Origin of the sequence: Streptomyces sp. NBC_01788 (genome assembly GCF_035917575.1) — a bacterium.
Lineage (GTDB): Bacteria > Actinomycetota > Actinomycetes > Streptomycetales > Streptomycetaceae > Streptomyces.
Genome location: NZ_CP109090.1, coordinates 1,525,159 through 1,547,040, shown reverse-complemented (window position 1 = coordinate 1,547,040; position 21,882 = coordinate 1,525,159). Strand labels below are relative to the sequence as shown.

14 protein-coding genes, 3 rRNA genes and 1 riboswitch are annotated in these 21,882 nt (G+C 66.9%); of the genes, 14 read left to right on the top strand and 3 right to left on the bottom strand.

Annotated elements, in window-relative coordinates:
* Window positions 1–26: 26 nt before the first annotated feature.
* On the bottom strand, window positions 27–1,697 hold the full coding sequence (gene ptsP / locus OIE49_RS07220) for a phosphoenolpyruvate--protein phosphotransferase (protein ID WP_326801604.1): 1,671 nt from the start codon (window positions 1,695–1,697) through the stop codon (window positions 27–29).
* Between the two features lie 92 nt (window positions 1,698–1,789).
* A complete protein-coding gene (locus OIE49_RS07215; RefSeq protein ID WP_326801603.1) occupies window positions 1,790–2,239 on the bottom strand; it encodes a PTS sugar transporter subunit IIA in 450 nt (149 codons plus the stop codon).
* A 578-nt stretch (window positions 2,240–2,817) separates the two neighbouring features.
* On the opposite strand from OIE49_RS07215, the gene OIE49_RS07210 reads away from it, so the two are divergent.
* The 13 genes from OIE49_RS07210 (at window position 2,818) to OIE49_RS07150 (ending at window position 18,274) form a co-directional block, all read left to right on the top strand.
* Window positions 2,818–4,343: ribosomal RNA gene (locus tag OIE49_RS07210) — 16S ribosomal RNA — on the top strand.
* Between the two features lie 306 nt (window positions 4,344–4,649).
* Window positions 4,650–7,769 (top strand): 23S ribosomal RNA (locus OIE49_RS07205).
* Between the two features lie 88 nt (window positions 7,770–7,857).
* Window positions 7,858–7,974, top strand: a 5S ribosomal RNA gene (rrf, locus tag OIE49_RS07200).
* The 16S, 23S and 5S rRNA genes sit together here, the layout of an rRNA operon.
* A gap of 109 nt (window positions 7,975–8,083) precedes the next feature.
* Complete coding sequence (locus tag OIE49_RS07195; protein WP_100567216.1) at window positions 8,084–8,692, top strand: CDP-alcohol phosphatidyltransferase family protein; 609 nt, start codon at window positions 8,084–8,086, stop codon at window positions 8,690–8,692.
* 117 nt (window positions 8,693–8,809) lie between these two features.
* On the top strand, window positions 8,810–11,305 hold the full coding sequence (locus OIE49_RS07190; protein WP_326801602.1) for a mannose-1-phosphate guanyltransferase: 2,496 nt from the start codon (window positions 8,810–8,812) through the stop codon (window positions 11,303–11,305).
* A 152-nt stretch (window positions 11,306–11,457) separates the two neighbouring features.
* Window positions 11,458–12,351: a DUF881 domain-containing protein gene (locus tag OIE49_RS07185; protein WP_383730946.1), complete on the top strand. Its 894-nt coding sequence runs from the start codon at window positions 11,458–11,460 to the stop codon at window positions 12,349–12,351.
* Entirely contained in the window at window positions 12,348–12,680 is a 333-nt protein-coding gene (locus OIE49_RS07180; protein ID WP_003988855.1) for a small basic family protein, read from the top strand. Before OIE49_RS07185 ends, OIE49_RS07180 begins: the two co-directional genes overlap by 4 nt.
* Window positions 12,681–12,685: 5 nt before the next feature.
* On the top strand, window positions 12,686–13,555 hold the full coding sequence (locus OIE49_RS07175) for a DUF881 domain-containing protein (RefSeq protein ID WP_326801600.1): 870 nt from the start codon (window positions 12,686–12,688) through the stop codon (window positions 13,553–13,555).
* Between the two features lie 130 nt (window positions 13,556–13,685).
* Complete coding sequence (locus OIE49_RS07170; protein ID WP_199836519.1) at window positions 13,686–14,546, top strand: FHA domain-containing protein; 861 nt, start codon at window positions 13,686–13,688, stop codon at window positions 14,544–14,546.
* 17 nt (window positions 14,547–14,563) lie between these two features.
* Window positions 14,564–15,301, top strand: coding sequence for a transcriptional regulator FtsR (gene ftsR / locus OIE49_RS07165; RefSeq protein WP_326801599.1), 738 nt, complete (start codon window positions 14,564–14,566; stop codon window positions 15,299–15,301).
* An 80-nt stretch (window positions 15,302–15,381) separates the two neighbouring features.
* Window positions 15,382–15,855 carry a bifunctional nuclease family protein gene (locus tag OIE49_RS07160; protein ID WP_037684412.1) on the top strand — a complete coding sequence of 158 codons (474 nt, stop codon included), beginning with the start codon at window positions 15,382–15,384 and terminating at the stop codon, window positions 15,853–15,855.
* A 191-nt stretch (window positions 15,856–16,046) separates the two neighbouring features.
* On the top strand, window positions 16,047–16,730 hold the full coding sequence (locus OIE49_RS07155; protein ID WP_326801598.1) for a MerR family transcriptional regulator: 684 nt from the start codon (window positions 16,047–16,049) through the stop codon (window positions 16,728–16,730).
* Between the two features lie 101 nt (window positions 16,731–16,831).
* Window positions 16,832–18,274 carry a DNA polymerase IV gene (locus OIE49_RS07150; RefSeq protein WP_326801597.1) on the top strand — a complete coding sequence of 481 codons (1,443 nt, stop codon included), beginning with the start codon at window positions 16,832–16,834 and terminating at the stop codon, window positions 18,272–18,274.
* On the opposite strand, the gene OIE49_RS07145 is transcribed toward OIE49_RS07150, so the two are convergent.
* Entirely contained in the window at window positions 18,187–18,567 is a 381-nt protein-coding gene (locus OIE49_RS07145; protein ID WP_326801596.1) for a PRC-barrel domain-containing protein, read from the bottom strand. The two genes, OIE49_RS07150 and OIE49_RS07145, sit on opposite strands and share 88 nt — an antisense overlap.
* 114 nt (window positions 18,568–18,681) lie before the next feature.
* Window positions 18,682–18,776: riboswitch (glycine riboswitch) on the top strand.
* A 175-nt stretch (window positions 18,777–18,951) separates the two neighbouring features.
* On the opposite strand from OIE49_RS07145, the gene gcvP reads away from it, so the two are divergent.
* On the top strand, window positions 18,952–21,837 hold the full coding sequence (gcvP, locus tag OIE49_RS07140; RefSeq protein ID WP_326801595.1) for an aminomethyl-transferring glycine dehydrogenase: 2,886 nt from the start codon (window positions 18,952–18,954) through the stop codon (window positions 21,835–21,837).
* Window positions 21,838–21,882: the final 45 nt, after the last annotated feature.

Sequence of the window (21,882 nt, the reverse complement as noted above, 5' to 3'; positions counted from 1 at the left end):
AACCGGCCGCTGACGGCCGGCCCCGGTCACTCGCCGGACAGCACCGCCTGCGCCGCGCTGCGCGCCTCGTCCGCGCTGTCCGCGGCACGCGCCGCGGCCGCCGCACGCTCGCACTGCGCCAGCGTGAACTTCGCCAGCGTCGCCCGTACATAGGGAAGCGACGCCGCGCCCATGGAAAGGGAGGTGACCCCCAGACCGGTCAGCACACACGCGAGCAGCGGGTCGGACGCGGCCTCACCGCAGACACCGCAGCTCTTGCCCTCGGCCCGCGCAGCCTCGGTGGCGATCGCGACCAGGTCGAGCAGCGCGGGCTGCCAGGGGTCCTGCAGGCGCGACACCGCACCCACCTGACGGTCGGCGGCGAAGGTGTACTGCGCGAGGTCGTTGGTCCCCAGCGAAAGGAACTCCACCTCCTGAAGCACCGAGCGCGCCCGCAGCGCGGCCGACGGGATCTCGACCATCGCACCGAACTTCGCCCGCAGCCCCGCGGCACGGCACGCGTCCGCGAACGCCCTCGCGTCCGTCCGGTCCGCGACCATCGGGGCCATCACCTCGAGGTAGACCGGCAGGCCCTCGGCGGCCTTGGCGAGCGCCGAAAGCTGGGTGCGCAGCACCTCCGGGTGTTCGAGCAGCGTCCGCAGCCCCCGCACACCGAGAGCCGGGTTCGGCTCGTCGGCCGGCGTCAGGAAGTCCAGCGGCTTGTCCGCGCCCGCGTCCAGCACACGCACCACGACCCGGCCCTCGGGGAAGGCCTCCAGCACCTGCCGGTAGGTCGCGACCTGCTTCTCCTCGGACGGCGCGTTCTTGTTGTCGTCCAGGAACAGGAACTCGGTCCGGAACAGACCCACACCCTCGGCACCGGCTTCGAGCGCCGCGGGCACGTCCGCGGGACCGCCGATGTTCGCGAGCAGCGGCACCTTGTGGCCGTCCGACGTGGCACCGGGACCGGTCGCGGATGCCAGCGCGGCCCTGCGCTCGGCGGCAGCGGCCTCCAGCTGAGCCTTCTTCTCCTCACCGGGGTTCACGAAGATCTCACCGGTACTGCCGTCGACGGCGATCACCGTGCCCTCGGCCAGTTCGACGGCGCCGGGCAGTGCGACGACGGCCGGCACACCGAGCGCCCGCGCCAGGATCGCGCTGTGACTCGTCGGCCCGCCCTCCTCGGTGACGAAGCCCAGGACCAGCGTCGGGTCCAGCAGCGCCGTGTCCGCCGGCGCCAGGTCACGGGCGACCAGCACGTACGGCTCGTCGCTGTCCGGCACGCCCGGCATCGGCACCCCGAGCAGACGGGCGACGATACGATTCCGCACGTCGTCCAGGTCGGCCACCCGGCCCGCGAAGTACTCACCGGCGGCGGCGAGCAGGTCCCGGTAGGCGGCGAACGCGTCGTACACGGCCCGCTCGGCCGTGCTGCCGACGGCGATACGCCGCTCCACATCCGCGATCAGCTCGGGGTCCTGCGCCATCAGGGCCTGTGCCTCGAGCACGGCCTGCGCTTCGCCCCCGGCCAGATGGCCGCGTGCCATCAGATCGGCCGCCACGGCCTCCACCGCCTGGCGGGCGCGCCCCTGTTCGCGCTCCGCCTCCTCTGCGGGGATCTGCTTGGCGGGCGGCTCCAGCACCGCCGTTCCCATGTGCCGAACCTCGCCGATCGCCACACCGTGGCTCACACCGACGCCTCGCAGCGTTGTCTCCATCTCACCTGTCTCCGGTAGTGCGGCGGGTCCCACCGCCGCGGTGGTTGATGTGCGCCGCCCCTCGGGAGGCCGTCCCTGGGGAGGCAGTGGCGTCACTTCCAGGTGAAGAGGCTGTCGCCGGTCTTCACCTCTCCGCTGTCGCGAAGATCGGAGAGGCTGTCGGCGGTGGCCTCCAGGGCCACGACCGGGCACACGGGGGACTTGCCGACGGCTTCGACGGCGGCGGGGTTCCAGCGCACCACCGCCTGACCGCGCACGACCGTGTCGCCCTTCTTCACCAGCAGCTCGAACCCCTCGCCGTTGAGCTGCACGGTGTCGATGCCGAGGTGGGTGAGGACTCCGCGCCCCTGCTCGTCGACGACGACGAAGGCGTGCGGGTGCAGCGAGACGATGACTCCGTCCACGGGGGCCACGGCGTCGGCGGGCTCACGTACCGGGTCGAGCGCCGTGCCGGGGCCGACCATGGCTCCGGAGAAGACCGGGTCCGGCACGGCCGCCAGTCCGATGGCGCGTCCTGCGACGGGGGACGTCACGGTGGTCATGGGAAGCCTCCCAGGGGTGGAGATTCGTGTGCGCCGTCACTGATCGCCGGAGCCGGCGCGGTGTGGCGGCAAGCTATGTCACGGTAAGTACCGGTTACGGGCGAGAGCTTACACAGCTCACGTTGGTGGTCTAGACCACCAATCGAAGCGGTTTGCACCCACTCCGCGGGTCCATGTACAGTCGTACCCCTGCTCGGGGCTGAGTGACGTCACCAGGCGTCCTTGACCGGCAGCATCCATACTTGTCAGATCCTATCTCGGGGTCATCTTCTGCATGCCTGCAGGACGGTGGTCAGAGAGACAGAAAAAGCCTGATAGAGTTTGGATCACCGAAGGGAAGCGCCCGGAGGAAAGCCCGAGAGGGTGAGTACAAAGGAAGCGTCCGTTCCTTGAGAACTCAACAGCGTGCCAAAAATCAACGCCAGATATGTTGATACCCCGTCTCCAGCATTCGCTGGGACGAGGTTCCTTTGAAAAAACACAGCGAGGACGCTGTGAACCGAGGGGACTATTCCTCCCCTCTGGTTCCGCTCTCGTGATGTGTCGCCGGCAGTATTAATTTACTGGCCGAGCAAGCATTCACGGAGAGTTTGATCCTGGCTCAGGACGAACGCTGGCGGCGTGCTTAACACATGCAAGTCGAACGATGAACCACTTCGGTGGGGATTAGTGGCGAACGGGTGAGTAACACGTGGGCAATCTGCCCTTCACTCTGGGACAAGCCCTGGAAACGGGGTCTAATACCGGATATCACTCCTGCAGGCATCTGCGGGAGTTGAAAGCTCCGGCGGTGAAGGATGAGCCCGCGGCCTATCAGCTTGTTGGTGAGGTAATGGCTCACCAAGGCGACGACGGGTAGCCGGCCTGAGAGGGCGACCGGCCACACTGGGACTGAGACACGGCCCAGACTCCTACGGGAGGCAGCAGTGGGGAATATTGCACAATGGGCGAAAGCCTGATGCAGCGACGCCGCGTGAGGGATGACGGCCTTCGGGTTGTAAACCTCTTTCAGCAGGGAAGAAGCGAAAGTGACGGTACCTGCAGAAGAAGCGCCGGCTAACTACGTGCCAGCAGCCGCGGTAATACGTAGGGCGCAAGCGTTGTCCGGAATTATTGGGCGTAAAGAGCTCGTAGGCGGCTTGTCACGTCGGGTGTGAAAGCCCGGGGCTTAACCCCGGGTCTGCATTCGATACGGGCTAGCTAGAGTGTGGTAGGGGAGATCGGAATTCCTGGTGTAGCGGTGAAATGCGCAGATATCAGGAGGAACACCGGTGGCGAAGGCGGATCTCTGGGCCATTACTGACGCTGAGGAGCGAAAGCGTGGGGAGCGAACAGGATTAGATACCCTGGTAGTCCACGCCGTAAACGGTGGGAACTAGGTGTTGGCGACATTCCACGTCGTCGGTGCCGCAGCTAACGCATTAAGTTCCCCGCCTGGGGAGTACGGCCGCAAGGCTAAAACTCAAAGGAATTGACGGGGGCCCGCACAAGCAGCGGAGCATGTGGCTTAATTCGACGCAACGCGAAGAACCTTACCAAGGCTTGACATACACCGGAAAGCATTAGAGATAGTGCCCCCCTTGTGGTCGGTGTACAGGTGGTGCATGGCTGTCGTCAGCTCGTGTCGTGAGATGTTGGGTTAAGTCCCGCAACGAGCGCAACCCTTGTTCTGTGTTGCCAGCATGCCCTTCGGGGTGATGGGGACTCACAGGAGACCGCCGGGGTCAACTCGGAGGAAGGTGGGGACGACGTCAAGTCATCATGCCCCTTATGTCTTGGGCTGCACACGTGCTACAATGGCCGGTACAATGAGCTGCGATACCGTGAGGTGGAGCGAATCTCAAAAAGCCGGTCTCAGTTCGGATTGGGGTCTGCAACTCGACCCCATGAAGTCGGAGTTGCTAGTAATCGCAGATCAGCATTGCTGCGGTGAATACGTTCCCGGGCCTTGTACACACCGCCCGTCACGTCACGAAAGTCGGTAACACCCGAAGCCGGTGGCCCAACCCCTTGTGGGAGGGAGCTGTCGAAGGTGGGACTGGCGATTGGGACGAAGTCGTAACAAGGTAGCCGTACCGGAAGGTGCGGCTGGATCACCTCCTTTCTAAGGAGCACTTCTTACCGGGTTCGCTCGGTCAGAGGCCAGTACATCGGCGAATGTCCGGTGCTGGTTGCTCATGGGTGGAACGTTGATTATTCGGCACACTCGGTCCGGTTGGGACCACTAGTACTGCTTCGGCGTGGAACGTGGATCTCAGCGGCGAGGGTGTCGGGCACGCTGTTGGGTGTCTGAGGGCACGGCCGTCTGGTCGGGTCTTCGGTTGCCGGCCCCGGTAAAAATCTGCTTCGGCGGGTTGTGACGGGTGGTTGGTCGTTGTTTGAGAACTGCACAGTGGACGCGAGCATCTGTGGCCAAGTTTTTAAGGGCGCACGGTGGATGCCTTGGCACCAGGAACCGATGAAGGACGTGGGAGGCCACGATAGTCCCCGGGGAGTCGTCAACCAGGCTTTGATCCGGGGGTTTCCGAATGGGGAAACCCGGCAGTCGTCATGGGCTGTCACCCTTGTCTGAACACATAGGGCAAGTGGAGGGAACGCGGGGAAGTGAAACATCTCAGTACCCGCAGGAAGAGAAAACAACCGTGATTCCGGGAGTAGTGGCGAGCGAAACTGGATGAGGCTAAACCTACGACGTGTGAGACCCGGCAGGGGTTGCGTCGTGGGGGTTGTGGGATCTCTCTTCCACGGTCTGCCGGCCGTGGGACGAGTCAGAAACCGTTGATGTAGACGAAGGACATGCGAAAGGTCCGGCGTAGAGGGTAAGACCCCCGTAGTCGAAACGTCAGCGGCTCGTTTGAGAGACACCCAAGTAGCACGGGGCCCGAGAAATCCCGTGTGAATCTGGCGGGACCACCCGCTAAGCCTAAATATTCCCTGGTGACCGATAGCGGATAGTACCGTGAGGGAATGGTGAAAAGTACCCCGGGAGGGGAGTGAAATAGTACCTGAAACCGTGTGCCTACAAGCCGTGGGAGCGTCGGATGCAGCTTGCTGCATCTCGTGACTGCGTGCCTTTTGAAGAATGAGCCTGCGAGTTTGCGGTGTGTTGCGAGGTTAACCCGAGTGGGGTAGCCGTAGCGAAAGCGAGTCCGAATAGGGCGATGGAGTAGCACGCTCAAGACCCGAAGCGGAGTGATCTAGCCATGGGCAGGTTGAAGCGGAGGTAAGACTTCGTGGAGGACCGAACCCACCAGGGTTGAAAACCTGGGGGATGACCTGTGGTTAGGGGTGAAAGGCCAATCAAACTCCGTGATAGCTGGTTCTCCCCGAAATGCATTTAGGTGCAGCGTCGTGTGTTTCTTGCCGGAGGTAGAGCACTGGATAGGCGATGGGCCCTACCGGGTTACTGACCTTAGCCAAACTCCGAATGCCGGTAAGTGAGAGCGCGGCAGTGAGACTGTGGGGGATAAGCTCCATGGTCGAGAGGGAAACAGCCCAGAGCATCGACTAAGGCCCCTAAGCGTACGCTAAGTGGGAAAGGATGTGGAGTCGCACAGACAACCAGGAGGTTGGCTTAGAAGCAGCCACCCTTAAAAGAGTGCGTAATAGCTCACTGGTCTAGTGATTCCGCGCCGACAATGTAGCGGGGCTCAAGCGTACCGCCGAAGTCGTGTCATTGCGATATGTACCCCCAACGGGGATCGTGATGGGTAGGGGAGCGTCGTCTGCCGGGTGAAGCAGCACCGGAAGGTAGTTGTGGACGGTTGACGAGTGAGAATGCAGGCATGAGTAGCGATACACACGTGAGAAACGTGTGCGCCGATTGACTAAGGGTTCCTGGGTCAAGCTGATCTGCCCAGGGTAAGTCGGGACCTAAGGCGAGGCCGACAGGCGTAGTCGATGGATAACCGGTTGATATTCCGGTACCCGCTGTGAAGCGTCAAACATCGAGCATCGTGATGCTAAGGCCGTGAAGCCGCCTCTGATCTCTTCGGAGTGAGGGGGAGTGGTGGAGCCGCCGAACCAAGCGGTTAGTAGGTGAGTGATGGGGTGACGCAGGAAGGTAGTCCATCCCGGGCGGTGGTTGTCCCGGGGTAAGGGTGTAGGACGTCAGGTAGGTAAATCCGCCTGGCATGTGTCTGAGACCCGATGCCGAGCCGATTGTGGTGAAGTGGATGATCCTATGCTGTCGAGAAAAGCCTCTAGCGAGTTTCATGGCGGCCCGTACCCTAAACCGACTCAGGTGGTCAGGTAGAGAATACCGAGGCGTTCGGGTGAACTATGGTTAAGGAACTCGGCAAAATGCCCCCGTAACTTCGGGAGAAGGGGGCCACGTCTGGTGATCCGTTTTACACGGTGAGCTGGGGGTGGCCGCAGAGACCAGCGAGAAGCGACTGTTTACTAAAAACACAGGTCCGTGCGAAGCCGTAAGGCGATGTATACGGACTGACGCCTGCCCGGTGCTGGAACGTTAAGGGGACCGGTTAGCTCCATTTCGGTGGGGCGAAGCTGAGAACTTAAGCGCCAGTAAACGGCGGTGGTAACTATAACCATCCTAAGGTAGCGAAATTCCTTGTCGGGTAAGTTCCGACCTGCACGAATGGCGTAACGACTTCTCGACTGTCTCAACCATAGGCCCGGTGAAATTGCACTACGAGTAAAGATGCTCGTTTCGCGCAGCAGGACGGAAAGACCCCGGGACCTTTACTACAGTTTGATATTGGTGTTCGGTTCGGCTTGTGTAGGATAGCTGGGAGACTTTGAAGCGGCCACGCCAGTGGTTGTGGAGTCGTCGTTGAAATACCAGTCTGGTCGTGCTGGATGTCTAACCTGGGTCCGTGATCCGGATCAGGGACAGTGTCTGATGGGTAGTTTAACTGGGGCGGTTGCCTCCTAAAGAGTAACGGAGGCGCCCAAAGGTTCCCTCAGCCTGGTTGGCAATCAGGTGTTGAGTGTAAGTGCACAAGGGAGCTTGACTGTGAGACCGACGGGTCGAGCAGGGACGAAAGTCGGGACTAGTGATCCGGCGGTGGCTTGTGGAAGCGCCGTCGCTCAACGGATAAAAGGTACCCCGGGGATAACAGGCTGATCTTCCCCAAGAGTCCATATCGACGGGATGGTTTGGCACCTCGATGTCGGCTCGTCGCATCCTGGGGCTGGAGTCGGTCCCAAGGGTTGGGCTGTTCGCCCATTAAAGCGGTACGCGAGCTGGGTTTAGAACGTCGTGAGACAGTTCGGTCCCTATCCGCTGTGCGCGTAGGAGTCTTGAGAAGGGCTGTCCCTAGTACGAGAGGACCGGGACGGACGAACCTCTGGTGTGCCAGTTGTCCTGCCAAGGGCATGGCTGGTTGGCTACGTTCGGGAGGGATAACCGCTGAAAGCATCTAAGCGGGAAGCCTGCTTCGAGATGAGGACTCCCACCCACTTGATGGGGTAAGGCTCCCAGTAGACGACTGGGTTGATAGGCCGGATCTGGAAGCACGGTAACGTGTGGAGGTGACCGGTACTAATAGGCCGAGGGCTTGTCCTCAGTTGCTCGCGTCCACTGTGTTGGTTCTGAAACCACGAACAACCGTCGTAGCCATGTGTTACGGCTCCGGTTGATAGTTTCATAGTGTTTCGGTGGTCATAGCGTGAGGGAAACGCCCGGTTACATTCCGAACCCGGAAGCTAAGCCTCACAGCGCCGATGGTACTGCAGGGGGGACCCTGTGGGAGAGTAGGACGCCGCCGAACTACCTTTAGAGCTCCGGCTCCTGGGCAAACAGCCCGGGAGCCGGAGCTTTTTTGCGTTGGGGTAAAGTCAGGAGGCATCGTCGGTATCTTTCCCACAGGAGGCCCCCGGGTGGAGGTCCAGGAGACCCGCGTCCAGACGGACCGAGTCCTCACCATCCCGAACATCCTCAGCATGGCACGGCTCGTCGGCGTACCCCTCTTCCTGTGGCTGATCCTCCGGCCGGAGTTCGGTGGCCCCAAGAGTGACGGCTGGGCCCTGCTGGTGCTCGCGTTGAGCGGCGTCAGCGACTACCTCGACGGCAAGCTCGCCCGACGGTGGAACCAGGTCAGCAGCCTCGGCCGGCTGCTCGACCCCGCGGCCGACCGACTCTACGTCCTCTCCACGCTCCTCGGTCTCACCTGGCGCGAGATTCTGCCGCTGTGGTTGACGGCTCTGCTCGTGGCACGCGAATTGATGCTCCTGGTGGCCGTGGGTGTCCTCAGGAGGCACGGCTACCCGCCGCCGCAGGTGAACTTCCTGGGTAAGGCGGCGACGTTCAACCTGATGTATGCGTTCCCCTTGTTGCTGCTCAGTGACGGCAGCGGATGGATCGCGTCACTCGCGGCTATTTTCGGATGGGCGTTCGCCGGATGGGGTACAACGCTCTATTGGTGGGCAGGAGTCCTCTACGTGGTACAAGTCCGCCGTCTGGTCCGTGCGGACGCCATGGCCGACTGAGTTCCCTCATCGAGGCAGCCGCGGGGGCTCCGATGGCCCGCCTGAGAAAAGTGCGGGACAATCAGAACGGGTGCAGTCGGCTAGATCGTCGTCTCTTTGGAGGAGGACGCTTCCGACATGAAGGCCGTCGTGATGGCCGGAGGCGAAGGCACGCGCCTTCGTCCGATGACCTCGAGTATGCCCAAGCCGCTCCTGCCGGTGGTCAACCGGCCGATCATGGAGCATGTGCTGCGGCTGCTCAAAAGGCATGGGCTGAATGAGACCGTCGTCACAGTCCAGTTCCTGGCCTCGTTGGTCAAGAACTACTTTGGAGATGGTGAAGAGCTCGGAATGGAGCTCACCTATGCCAATGAGGAGAAGCCACTCGGAACCGCCGGAAGCGTCAAGAACGCCGAGGAGGCGTTGAAAGACGACGCCTTCCTCGTCATCTCCGGCGATGCCCTGACCGACTTCGACCTCACTCAGCTGATCGATTTCCACAAGGAAAAGGGAGCGATGGTGACCGTGTGTCTCACGCGCGTGCCCAATCCGCTGGAATTCGGTATCACCATCGTCGACGAAGAAGGCAAGGTCGAGCGCTTCCTGGAGAAGCCGACCTGGGGCCAGGTCTTCTCCGACACCGTGAACACGGGCATCTACGTGATGGAGCCCGAGGTGTTCAACTATGTCGACCCCGATGTTCCGGTCGACTGGTCCGGCGACGTCTTCCCACAGCTGATGAAGGAAGGCAAGCCGATCTACGGCTATATCGCCGAGGGCTACTGGGAGGACGTAGGCACCCACGAGAGCTATGTGAAGGCACAAGCGGACGTCCTGGAGGGCAAGGTCGACGTCGCGATCGACGGCTTCGAGATCTCCCCGGGAGTTTGGGTCGCCGAGGGCGCCGAGGTCCACCCGGACGCTGAGCTGCGCGGGCCGCTCTACATCGGCGACTACGCCAAGGTGGAGGCCGGCGCCGAGATCCGCGAGCACACCGTCGTCGGCTCCAACGTCGTCGTGAAGAGCGGTGCCTTCCTGCACAAGGCCGTCGTGCACGACAACGTCTACATCGGCCAGCACAGCAACCTGCGCGGCTGTGTCGTCGGCAAGAACACCGACATCATGCGCGCGGCGCGGATCGAGGACGGCGCGGTCATCGGAGACGAGTGCCTGATCGGTGAAGAATCGATCGTGCAGGGCAATGTCCGGGTGTATCCGTTCAAGACCATCGAGGCCGGCGCCTTCGTCAACACCTCGGTCATCTGGGAGTCGCGGGGCCAGGCGCACCTGTTCGGGGCGCGCGGAGTGTCCGGGATCCTGAACGTGGAGATCACCCCGGAGCTTGCCGTACGGCTCGCCGGCGCCTACGCGACCACGCTCAAGAAGGGCTCCACGGTCACCACGGCCCGCGACCACTCCCGAGGTGCCCGCGCGCTCAAGCGGGCGGTGATCTCGGCCCTCCAGGCCAGCGCCATCGACGTACGGGACCTGGAGAACGTACCGCTGCCGGTGGCCCGGCAGCAGACCGCGCGGGGCAGCGCCGGCGGCATCATGATCCGGACCACGCCCGGGGTACCCGACTCGGTCGACATCATGTTCTTCGACGGACAGGGCGCCGACCTGTCGCAGGGCAGCCAGCGCAAGCTGGACCGGGTCTTCGCGCGCCAGGAGTACCGGCGTGCGTTCCCGGGCGAGATCGGTGACCTGTACTTCCCGTCCAGCGTCTTCGACTCGTACACCGGTTCGCTGCTGCGCAACGTCGACACCACCGGGATCACCGAGTCGGGCCTCAAGGTCGTCGTGGACGCCTCGAACGGCAGCGCCGGGCTTGTTCTGCCCAGCCTGCTCGGCAAGCTCGGTGTGGACTCACTGACGATCAACCCGGGGCTGAACGAGGCCCGTCCGACGGAGACCGCCGACATGCGGCGCGCGGGTCTGGTCCGGCTCGGGGAGATAGTGGCGTCCTCCGGGGCCGCGTTCGGTGTGCGGTTCGACCCGGTGGGCGAGCGGCTGTCGCTCGTCGACGAGCGGGGCCGCATCATCGAGGACGACCGGGCACTGCTGGTGATGCTCGACCTCATCGCCGCCGAGCGGCGCAGCGGCCGGGTCGCGCTGCCCGTCACGACCACGCGGATCGCCGAGCAGGTGGCCGCCTACCACGGCACTCAGGTGGAGTGGACGACGACCTCTCCCGACGACCTCACAAGGGTCGGCGGCGAGGAGGGGACGATCTTCGGCGGCGACGGCAAGGGCGGATTCATCGTCCCGGAGTTCAGCAGTGTCTACGACGGGACGGCGGCGTTCGTACGGCTCATCGGGCTGGTCGCGCGCACCCAGCTCACCCTGAGCCAGATCGACGCCCGGATCCCGCGCGCGCACGTTCTCAAGCGCGATCTGGCGACGCCGTGGGCCGTGAAGGGCCTGGTGATGCGCCGGGTCGTCGAGGCGGCCGGAGACCGCTTCGTGGACACCACGGACGGGGTGCGGGTCGTGGAGACCGACGGCCGCTGGGTGATGGTCCTGCCCGACCCGGCCGAGGCCGTCACCCATCTGTGGGCAGAGGGACCCGACGACGCCTCCGCCCAGGCGCTGCTGGACGAGTGGGCGGCGGTCGTGGACAGCGCCGGCCGGTAGAACAGCAGGTGGACCGGCCGCTGGAGCAGGGCCGCGGCCGGTAGAACGGACAGCACGCGCGCGTGCCGGACAAGTGACCTCCAAGGGCGCCTGTCCGGCACGCCGGTGGGCCCATTCGGAGGTCACGGCCACGTCGTGCGACGATGTGCGGCATGCCGCAGCATCCCCCCATTCGGAGCAACCCCGCGCGGCCCTCCCGACCGGACGCCTCCATGTCGTTGATCACCAACGTCATGGACCACAGCCTCGACGACGGTTACGCCGAGGCCGCCGCCCGGAAGAAGGCCGCGGGCGAGAGCGGCATGCCGAAAACCGTCCGGGCCAAGCTCGGCCTGGCGGGCGGGCTGGTGCTGGCCGCGCTCGTGGTGACCCTGGGAGCGGCCCAGGCGCGTGTGGCGGCCCCGGTCGTCGCCAAGGAGCGCCAGGAGCTGATCGACCGCATCGACAAGGAGACCGCGGCGGCCGACGAGCTCGAGGTGACCGTCGACAAGCTGCGCGACGACGTGAGCGCCCGGCAGCGCCAGGCGCTCCGCGACACGGGCGGTAACCCGCAGGCCGACCTGGTGAGCATGCTGGCGGGCGCCGGCGAGGTGCACGGCCCCGGTGTGCGGCTCGTGGTGGACGACGCCAAGGAGGCCGGCACGAGCGGCGGCGGTCCGCGGGGGACGTCAGGATTCTCCGACACGGGCCGGGTGCGTGACCGGGACATGCAGCGGGTGGTGAACGGGCTGTGGCAGTCGGGTGCCGAGGCCGTCTCCATCAACGGGCAGCGGCTGACGGCCCTGTCGGCGATCAGGGCAGCGGGTGCCGCGATACTGGTCGACAACAAGCCATTGGTGCCGCCGTACACGGTGCTCGCCGTGGGGGACGGGAAACGGCTCAGCGACCGGTTCCAGGACAGCCCCGACGGGCTCTACCTCCAGGCCCTGAAGGACAACTACGGCATCCGGGGCAGCATCTCCGTGGAGAGCGACCTCCGGCTGGCCGCCGCACCGAGTGTGATCGTACGTACAGCACAGCCGAGCACTGAGAAGGGCACATCGTGATCGCCGTACTGGGCCTCGTCGTGGGAGTCGTGGCCGGCCTGTTGGTCCGGCCGGAGGTTCCGGCGGTCGTCGAGCCTTATCTGCCGATCGCCGTCGTCGCGGCGCTGGACGCCGTCTTCGGCGGTCTGCGGGCCATGCTGGACGGCATCTTCGACGACAAGGTCTTCGTCGTGTCGTTCCTGTCCAATGTGGTCGTGGCGGCGCTGATCGTCTTCCTGGGCGACAAGTTGGGCGTGGGTGCCCAGCTGTCCACGGGTGTGGTGGTCGTCCTCGGTATCCGCATCTTCTCCAACGCCGCGGCGATCCGACGGCACGTGTTCCGGGCGTGAGAGTGATGAGCAACCAGGACGAACAGCCCGGGAACGGGCAGCACGACACTCCGCCCGAGCAGCAGCGGCTGCGTCAGGAGCTGCCCGAGGAAGTGCCGGCGCGGACGGCCGCCGGTGAGGGCCCGGGCACCGAGGAGAGTTCCGAGCCCGCGCTGACCGGTCGCCAGCGGCTGGCCCAGGGGCTGTGGCCGCCGCGCTTCACCCGGGCCCAACTCGTCGTCGCCCTGCTGCTGTTCGGCCTCGGTTTCGGACTCGCGGTCCAGGTCGCGTCCAACAGCAGCGGCGACAACGCGCTCCGCGGCGCCCGGCAGGAGGATCTCGTCCGCATCCTCGATGAACTGGACGACCGGACTCAGCGTCTTGAGGATGAGAAGCAGGGTCTGGAGAAGCAGCGCCAGGAGCTGGAGAACAGCTCGGACCAGGCCGAGGAGGCCCGCAGGCAGACGGCCGAGAAGGAGAAGCAACTCGGCATCCTCGCGGGCACGGTGGCGGCGCAGGGACCCGGCATCACGATCACGATCGAGGACACGAAGGGAACGGTCCGGCCGCACATGCTGCTCGACGCGATACAGGAGCTGCGCGCGGCTGGTGCGGAGGCGATCGAGGTGAACGGTGTACGGGTGGTCGCGAACACCTATCTGACCGATTCCGGCAAGGGTGTGGACGTCGACGGGAACAAGATCAACACTCCGTATCGTTTCAAGGTCATCGGCAAGCCGCAGGACCTCGAACCGGCGCTCAACATTCCTGGAGGCGTGGTGCAGACCCTGGAGAAGGAGCAGGCCACGGTGACCATCGACCGTTCGGACAAGATCGTCGTGGACGCCTTGCGGGCGGTGAAGGCGCCTGACTACGCTCGGTCGTCCTCGCAGTGAACCGGCGGTGCATGGCGGTCGTCCGGCAGGGGCATGAGGTTGCGGGGGGTCGGCGCACCGATTGGGTGGTGCGTGGTGGAAACTGTCTGGTGGATACGGACGTTGTGAGGATGTCCGGGTCGACCGGTGTATGCAGTCAGGGTTCGTCCTGCCCCACGGGCGGGTCTGTTTCGGTCAAGGGGAATCGCCCGTGAAGTTGTTTGCGAAGTTGTTCGGCAAGAGTGCGCGAGAGGGCGGCGAGAACGCGACGGCCCGTCACCGCGCACAGCCCGACGCGGAGGGTCAGCGTCCGCTGTTCAGGGACCAGGTGGCCGGTCAGGGCGCGCCGTCGGTTGACCCTGCCCAGTCGGGCGGCATAGGTTTCGGGGAACCGTCAACCTCAGGTACGGCTGGAGGGTTCGCGGCCGGCCCGTACGCGTCCGATGCCCCTGCGGGGCAGCCGCGGCAGGAGGATCCGTCCATGTCCGTCCTGGTGTGCTCGAGGTGCGGTAACCGCAACGCGGAGAACAGCCGCTTCTGTTCCAACTGTGGCGCGCCGCTGCGGCCCGGCGCGACGCCGGAGCGCTCGTCGGAGACGACCTCGACGATCTCCATCTCCGGTCTGGAGGCCTACGACGCCGAGGCCACCGGCCAGACGCCGATGCTGTCTCCGGAGGCACAGGCGGCCGTCGACGCGCTCCCGCTGGGCTCGGCCCTGCTGGTGGTGCGCCGCGGACCGAACTCCGGCAGCCGCTTCCTCCTGGACGGCGAGCTGACCACGGCCGGGCGTCACCCGCAGAGCGACATCTTCCTGGACGACGTGACGGTCTCGCGCCGCCACGTCGAGTTCCGCCGCAGCCCGGACGGTTCGTTCACGGTGGCCGACGTCGGCAGTCTGAACGGCACGTACGTCAACCGGGAGCCGATCGACCAGGTCGCTCTGTCCAACGGCGACGAGGTGCAGATCGGCAAGTACCGGCTGGTCTTCTACTCGAGCCGGCAGGGCGTCTGACCTGTCAGGGAAGGTCCATGCGTCAATCACCGAGCGGCGGTGCCGGGCACGGCACCGCCGCCACGGACAGTGGGCTGAAGAGCATCGGCGCGGTGCTGAATGCGCTGCGCGGCGAGTTTCCCGAGGTCACCGTCTCCAAGATCCGCTTCCTGGAGTCGGAAGGCCTCGTCGAGCCGCGCCGCACCCCCTCTGGGTACCGCAAGTTCAGCACCGGCGACGTCGAGCGGCTGGCCCTGGTCCTGCGGATGCAGCGTGACCACTACCTGCCGTTGAAGGTGATCCGCGAGTACCTGGACGCGATGGAGCGCGGCGAAGCGGTCCATCTGCCGGCGGTCGGCCGGCAGCGGGAGGGCGGATCCGTGCCGCCGCCGGCCGAGGCGCCGGCGGGAGCCCGGATCGGGCGGGCCGAGCTGCTTGCCGCCGTGGGCATCGAGGAGGAGGAGCTCCAGGAGTGGGAGTCGTACGGGCTGCTCACTCCGCCCGCGGACGGTGCCTACGGCGCCGAGGCGGTGACCGTGGCCTCGCTCGTGTCCGAGCTGGGGCGTTTCGGGATCGAGCCCCGGCATCTGCGGGTGATGAAAGCGGCCGCCGACCGGGAGGCCGGGCTCGTCGACCAGGTGGTGGCGCCGCTCAAGCGGCACCGCAACCCGCAGACCAGGGCACATGCGGAGGCCCGCGCCAAGGAGCTCGCCGAGCTCACGGTGCGGCTGCACGCGGTGCTGGTCCAGACGGCGCTCGGGTTGCGGCTCCCGTGAGCGGGCCGGAGAGGGCCGGATCCTCCTCCCATGCCCGGCCCGACTACCCAAACGTCCCGGGCACCGCCTAGGGTTGCTGTGTGAACGAGCTCGATGTCGTAGGTGTCCGGGTCGAGATGCCCTCCAACCAACCGATCGTGCTCCTGCGTGAAGTGGGAGGCGACCGCTACCTCCCCATCTGGATCGGGCCAGGGGAGGCGACGGCGATCGCCTTCGCCCAGCAGGGCATGGCCCCCGCGCGACCGCTGACCCACGACCTGTTCAAGGACGTGCTCGAGGCTGTCGGCCAGGAACTCACGGAAGTGCGCATCACGGACCTGCGTGAAGGCGTCTTCTATGCCGAGCTGGTGTTCGCCAGCGGTGTCGAGGTGAGCGCCCGGCCGTCCGACGCCATAGCGCTGGCCCTGCGCACCGGTACGCCGATCTTCGGCAGTGACACGGTGCTGGACGACGCGGGGATCGCGATCCCGGACGAGCAGGAGGACGAGGTGGAGAAGTTCCGCGAGTTCCTCGACCAGATCTCGCCGGAGGACTTCGGCACCAGCAGCCAGTGAAGCGTCCGAATGAGCCACGGGAGACCGCCCCGCGCCCTCCCTCCGGAGCATTCGGATAGCCTTTCCCGGCGATGGGGTACGCGAAACCACTCTTAGGGTGATTATCACTCGGCGTGCCGAGTGTGGCGATCGTTGACGCACCCCTGGTGACTGCCTACCGTCGAGGAGGCAGGTCAAGGACGGAGGTCGGCGTGAGAAGCAGCGGCGACGGTACGGCTGGGGGTGCCCCCGGACGCAATGCCGGGGGAAGCGGTCCGTACCCTCCCCCGGGCTCTCGGATCCGACCGAGCGGGGGGTATCCCCCTCTCGATGGCGTGGCCGGTCGTGCTCCGCAGCGACCGACGGCGGTGCCGAGCAGCGGAGGGGCGGCGGTCATGGCGACCGAGCAGATCGGCTACCGCGGTCCGACGGCCTGCGCGGCCGCCGGTATCACCTACCGGCAACTGGACTACTGGGCGCGCACCGGGCTGGTCGAGCCCAGCGTGCGGCCCGCCCACGGATCGGGCACCCAGCGCCTCTACAGCTTCCGGGATGTCGTCGTCCTGAAGATCGTCAAGCGGTTCCTCGACACCGGTGTGTCGCTGCAGAACATCCGTACCGCCGTCCAGCACCTGCGCGAGTGCGGGTTCCGTGACCTGGAGCGGATGACGCTGATGAGCGACGGTGCCACGGTGTACGAGTGCACGTCGCCCGACGAGGTGCACGCCCTGCTCCAGGGCGGCCAGGGAATCTTCGGCATCGCCATCGGCGTGGTGTGGCGCGATGTGGAGAGCGCGCTGTCGCAGCTGCACGGTGAGCGGATCGACACCGGGGAGACGCTCGTGGGGCCCAACCCGCGCGACGAGCTGGCACGGCGGCGCAACCGGGCCGTCTGAGCCGTCCCCCGGGCCGACACGGGCGTTTCGGCCACTGACCCGCCGCTGACCCGGCCCGATCCACCGGGGCGTTGTCAGTGGCGTGGTGCAGCATCGTAGATGTGAGAACCGCACCAACGATCCTCCACCTCGACATGGACGCCTTCTTCGCCTCCGCGGAGCAGGGGTCCAAGCCGAGCCTGCGCGGGAAGGCCGTGGTCGTGGGCGGGCTGGGACCGCGCGGGGTGGTGGCCACCGCGTCGTACGAGGCGCGTGTCTTCGGTGTCCACTCCGCGATGCCGATGGCCCAGGCGCGGCGGCTGGCGCCGAACGCCGCGTACCTCGTGCCGCGCTTCGCCTTCTACCGCTCCATCAGCGAGCGGGTGATGGGCCTGCTGCGGACGCTGTCGCCGCTGGTGGAGCCGCTGAGCCTGGACGAGGCGTTCGTGGACCTGGAGGCCGGGGGAGCCGCCTGGGACGCGGAATCCGCCCGGCTGGCGGGGACGAGACTGCGCGCCGACATCCGGGCGGTCACGGGGCTCACGGGGTCCGTGGGGCTGGCCGCCTCCAAGATGCTCGCCAAGATCGGCTCCGAGCGGGCCAAGCCCGACGGGCTGGTGCTCATCGAGCCGGGCACCGAGCGTGCCCTGCTCGGGCCGCTGTCCGTGCGGACCCTGCCGGGCGTCGGCCCGGCCACAGGCGACCATCTGCGGCGGGCCGGGATCCACACCGTCGAGGAGATCGCCGAGGCCGGGGAGGACGAGCTCGTACGGCTGCTGGGCAAAGCGCACGGGCACGCGCTGTACGCGATGGCGCTGGCCCACGACGAGCGTCCCGTCGTCGCCGAGCGCGAGGCGAAGTCGGTGTCCGTCGAGGACACCTACGACGTGGACATCCACGACCGCGTCCGGGTCGCCCTGGAGGTGCAGCGGCTCGCCGACCGCTGCGTGGGGCGGCTGCGCGGTGCCGGTCTGTCGGGGCGCACCATCGTGCTGAAGGTGCGCCGCTACGACTTCTCCACCCTGACCCGCTCCGAGACCCTGCGCGGGCCCACCGACGACCCCACGGTGATACGGGAGGCGGCCGCCCGGCTGCTGGACTCCGTGGACACCACCGGCGGCGTGCGGCTGCTCGGCGTGGGTGTGTCAGGGCTCGCCGACTACACCCAGGAGGACCTGTTCGCGCAGGCGGCGGGCGCGCAGGCCGAGGGAGAGGAGGGTCGCGGCCCGGCCGAGGAGCGGCCCGAGGAACCCGTCGAGCAGCAGCCTGCGCCCACCGAGCGGCGGTTGCCGGCGGGCCACGACGTGCGGCACGCCGAGTACGGCCACGGATGGGTGCAGGGCAGCGGTCTCGGCCGCGTCACCGTCCGCTTCGAGACCCCCGGCTCCGCGCCGGGCCGGGTCCGCACGTTCCCTCTGGACGACCCGGACCTGGAACCGGCCGAACCCCTGCCTCTGGTCCCTGAGGTTCCTCCGGCTCAGCTCTCGTCCGGGCCCGAGCCGGAGCCCGCCAGCTTGCCGAAGCGGTGGTCCGGGACGGCCGGGGGAGCCACGTCGAGGCCGTAGTGGTGGTAGAGCTGCAGTTCCTGCTCGGGGGACAGGTGGCGGCCCACGCCGAAGTCGGGGGCCTCCTTGATCAGTGTGCGGTCGAAGGGGACGCGCAGGGTGCCCTCGACCAGTTCGCTGGGTTCCAGGGGGACGAAGGCGTCCCGGGAGAACAGGCCGGTGCGTATCGCCGCCCACTCCGGTACTCCGGTGGCGTCATCGAGGTAGACCTCGTCCACCGTGCCGATCTTGTGGCCGTTGCGGTCGAGCGCCTTGCGGCCGATCAGGTTGCGCGGATCGATCTCCGTCTGCACTGTCCCTCCACGTGGTCGCAACTCATCCGTAAGCACTACAAAAGAGCACATTCGGCAGAGCGGCCACTCGAAGGCCCGTGCGGCTGCCCCGCTGGTACGCTGGGCAACGGCTGCTGACCCCGTGCGGGAGAGCCCTCCGGCATCACCGGGGGCGCCGAAGGAGCAAATCCTCCCCGGAATCTCTCAGGCCCACGTACCGCACGGACGAGGTCACTCTGGAAAGCAGAGCGGATTTCGACGTCTTCCGCTCTCACCGACGGTGAAAACCGGGGCCCTCGGGCGGCCCGGTGAAACTCTCAGGTTGAGATGACAGAGGGGGAGGCCGTCGGGGCACCCGTGCCGTGGTGTCCCTCGAAGGTCGTGTCAGACCAGGAGGCCTCCGCAATGACCGCCCAGCGCATTCCGCTCTCCGAGCTCGAACAGGGCATCCCCTTCGAACAGCGCCACATCGGGCCCGACCCGGAGGCGCGGGCCAAGATGCTCGCGCAGGTCGGCTACGGCTCGCTCGACGAGCTCACCGCCGCCGCGGTGCCCGATGTGATCAAGAACGCCGACGCGCTCGACCTGCCCGGCGCGCGCACCGAGGCCGAGGTGCTGGCCGAGCTGCGCTCCCTCGCCGACCGCAACCAGGTCCTCGGCTCGATGATCGGACTCGGCTACTACGGGACCTTCACCCCGCCGGTCATCCTGCGCAACGTCATGGAGAACCCGGCCTGGTACACGGCCTACACCCCCTACCAGCCGGAGATCTCCCAGGGCCGCCTCGAGGCGCTGCTGAACTTCCAGACCGTGGTCGCCGACCTGACCGGTCTGCCGACCTCCGGCGCGTCCCTGCTCGACGAGGGCACCGCCGCCGCCGAGGCCATGTCGCTGTCCCGGCGCATGGGCAAGAACAAGAAGGGCCTGTTCCTGGTCGACGCGGACACGCTGCCGCAGACCATCGCGGTCATCCAGACCCGCGCCGAGCCGACCGGTGTCGAGGTCGTCGTCGCCGACCTGGGCGCGGGCATCCCCGCCGAGATCGCCGAGCGCGAGATCAACGGCGTGCTCCTGCAGTACCCGGGCGCCTCCGGCGCCGTGCGCGACCTGAAGCCCGTCATCGACCAGGCGCACGAGCTGGGCGCCCTGGTCACCGTCGCCGCCGACCTGCTCGCGCTCACCCTGCTGAAGTCGCCCGGCGAGCTCGGCGCGGACATCGCCGTCGGCACCACCCAGCGCTTCGGTGTGCCGATGGGCTTCGGCGGCCCGCACGCCGGCTTCATGGCGGTGCAGGAGAAGTTCGCGCGCAGCCTGCCCGGCCGCCTGGTAGGCGTCTCCGTCGACGCCGACGGCAACAAGGCCTACCGCCTCGCCCTGCAGACCCGCGAGCAGCACATCCGCCGCGAGAAGGCCACCAGCAACATCTGCACCGCCCAGGTGCTGCTCGCCGTCATGGCCGGCATGTACGCGGTCTACCACGGCCCCGAGGGCCTGCGGGACATCGCGCTGCGCACCCACCGCTACGCCACGGTCCTCGCCGAGGGCCTTGAGGCCGGCGGCTTCGAGGTCGTGCACGGCGCGTACTTCGACACGCTGACCGTCAAGGCCGAGGGGCGTGCCGCCGAGGTCGTCGCCGCGGCCCGCGAGGGCGGCGTGAACCTGCGCCTCGTCGACGCCGACCACGTCTCGGTCGCCTGCGACGAGACCACCGTCCGGGACCGGCTGCGCGCCGTGTGGGCCGCCTTCGGTGTCGGAGGCGACATCGAGGCGCTGGACGCGTCCGCCGGGGACGCGCTGCCCGAGGCGCTGCTGCGCACCGACGGCTACCTCACCCACCCCGTCTTCCACCAGTACCGGTCCGAGACCACGATGCTGCGCTACCTGCGCCGGCTGGCCGACCGCGACTACGCGCTCGACCGCGGCATGATCCCGCTGGGCTCGTGCACCATGAAGCTCAACGCGACGACCGAGATGGAGCCGGTCACCTGGCCGGAGTTCGGGCAGATGCACCCGTTCGTGCCCGCCGAGCAGGCGGACGGCTACCTCATCCTCATCCGTGAGCTGGAGGAGCGTCTCGCCGAGGTCACCGGCTACGACAAGGTCTCCCTCCAGCCGAACGCCGGATCCCAGGGCGAGCTGGCCGGTCTGCTCGCCGTGCGCGGTTACCACCGGGCCAACGGCGACGAGCAGCGCACCATCTGCCTCATCCCGTCCTCCGCGCACGGCACCAACGCCGCCAGCGCCGTGATGGCCGGCATGAAGGTCGTCGTCGTCAAGACCGCCGAGGACGGCGAGATCGACGTCGACGACCTGCGGGCGAAGATCGAGCAGCACCGCGAGCAGCTGGCCGTGCTGATGATCACCTACCCGTCCACGCACGGCGTGTTCGAGGAGCACGTCGCCGACATCTGCGCGCAGGTCCACGAGGCCGGCGGCCAGGTGTACGTCGACGGCGCCAACCTCAACGCCCTGGTGGGCCTCGCCAAGCCGGGCCACTTCGGCGGCGACGTCTCCCACCTGAACCTGCACAAGACGTTCTGCATCCCGCACGGCGGCGGCGGTCCCGGCGTAGGCCCGGTCGGCGTGCGCTCCCACCTGGCGCCGTACCTGCCGAACCACCCGCTGCAGCCCGGCGCCGGCCCGGAGACCGGGGTCGGCCCGATCTCGGCCGCGCCGTGGGGCTCCGCCGGCATCCTGCCGATCTCCTGGGCCTACGTCCGCCTGATGGGCGGCGAGGGCCTCAAGCGGGCCACGCAGGTCGCCGTGCTCAGCGCCAACTACGTCGCCAAGCGCCTCGAGCCGCACTACCCGGTGCTCTACACCGGCCCCGGCGGCCTGGTCGCCCACGAGTGCATCATCGACCTGCGCCCGCTGACCAAGGCGACCGGCGTGACCGTGGACGACGTGGCCAAGCGGCTGATCGACTACGGCTTCCACGCGCCGACGATGTCGTTCCCGGTGGCCGGCACGCTGATGATCGAGCCGACCGAGTCGGAGGACCTGGCCGAGCTGGACCGGTTCTGCGATGCGATGATCGCGATCCGCGCCGAGATCGAGAAGGTCGGTGCCGGACAGTGGGCCGAGGACGACAACCCGCTGCGCGGCGCCCCGCACACCGCCGCCGCGCTCGGCGGGGAGTGGGAGCACGGCTACACCCGTGAGGAGGCCGTCTTCCCGGCCGGGGTCTCGGTGGCCGACAAGTACTGGCCGCCGGTGCGCCGCATCGACCAGGCCTTCGGCGACCGCAACCTCGTCTGCTCCTGCCCGCCGCTGGACGCGTACGAGGACTGAGCGAGCGGCTCACAGGGCTCCCGTCCGACCCGGGCGGGAGCCCTC

Excerpts from the sequence above, each read along its gene's own strand:
- ptsP (WP_326801604.1), bottom strand. The coding sequence starts at position 1,697 with ATGGAGACAACGCTGCGAGGCGTCGGTGTGAGCCACGGTGTGGCGATC.
- OIE49_RS07170 (WP_199836519.1), top strand. The coding sequence starts at position 13,686 with ATGCAGTCAGGGTTCGTCCTGCCCCACGGGCGGGTCTGTTTCGGTCAA.
- OIE49_RS07175 (WP_326801600.1), top strand. The coding sequence starts at position 12,686 with ATGAGCAACCAGGACGAACAGCCCGGGAACGGGCAGCACGACACTCCG.
- OIE49_RS07215 (WP_326801603.1), bottom strand. The coding sequence starts at position 2,239 with ATGACCACCGTGACGTCCCCCGTCGCAGGACGCGCCATCGGACTGGCG.
- gcvP (WP_326801595.1), top strand. The coding sequence starts at position 18,952 with ATGACCGCCCAGCGCATTCCGCTCTCCGAGCTCGAACAGGGCATCCCC.
- OIE49_RS07185 (WP_383730946.1), top strand. The coding sequence starts at position 11,458 with ATGCCGCAGCATCCCCCCATTCGGAGCAACCCCGCGCGGCCCTCCCGA.
- ftsR (WP_326801599.1), top strand. The coding sequence starts at position 14,564 with ATGCGTCAATCACCGAGCGGCGGTGCCGGGCACGGCACCGCCGCCACG.
- OIE49_RS07190 (WP_326801602.1), top strand. The coding sequence starts at position 8,810 with ATGAAGGCCGTCGTGATGGCCGGAGGCGAAGGCACGCGCCTTCGTCCG.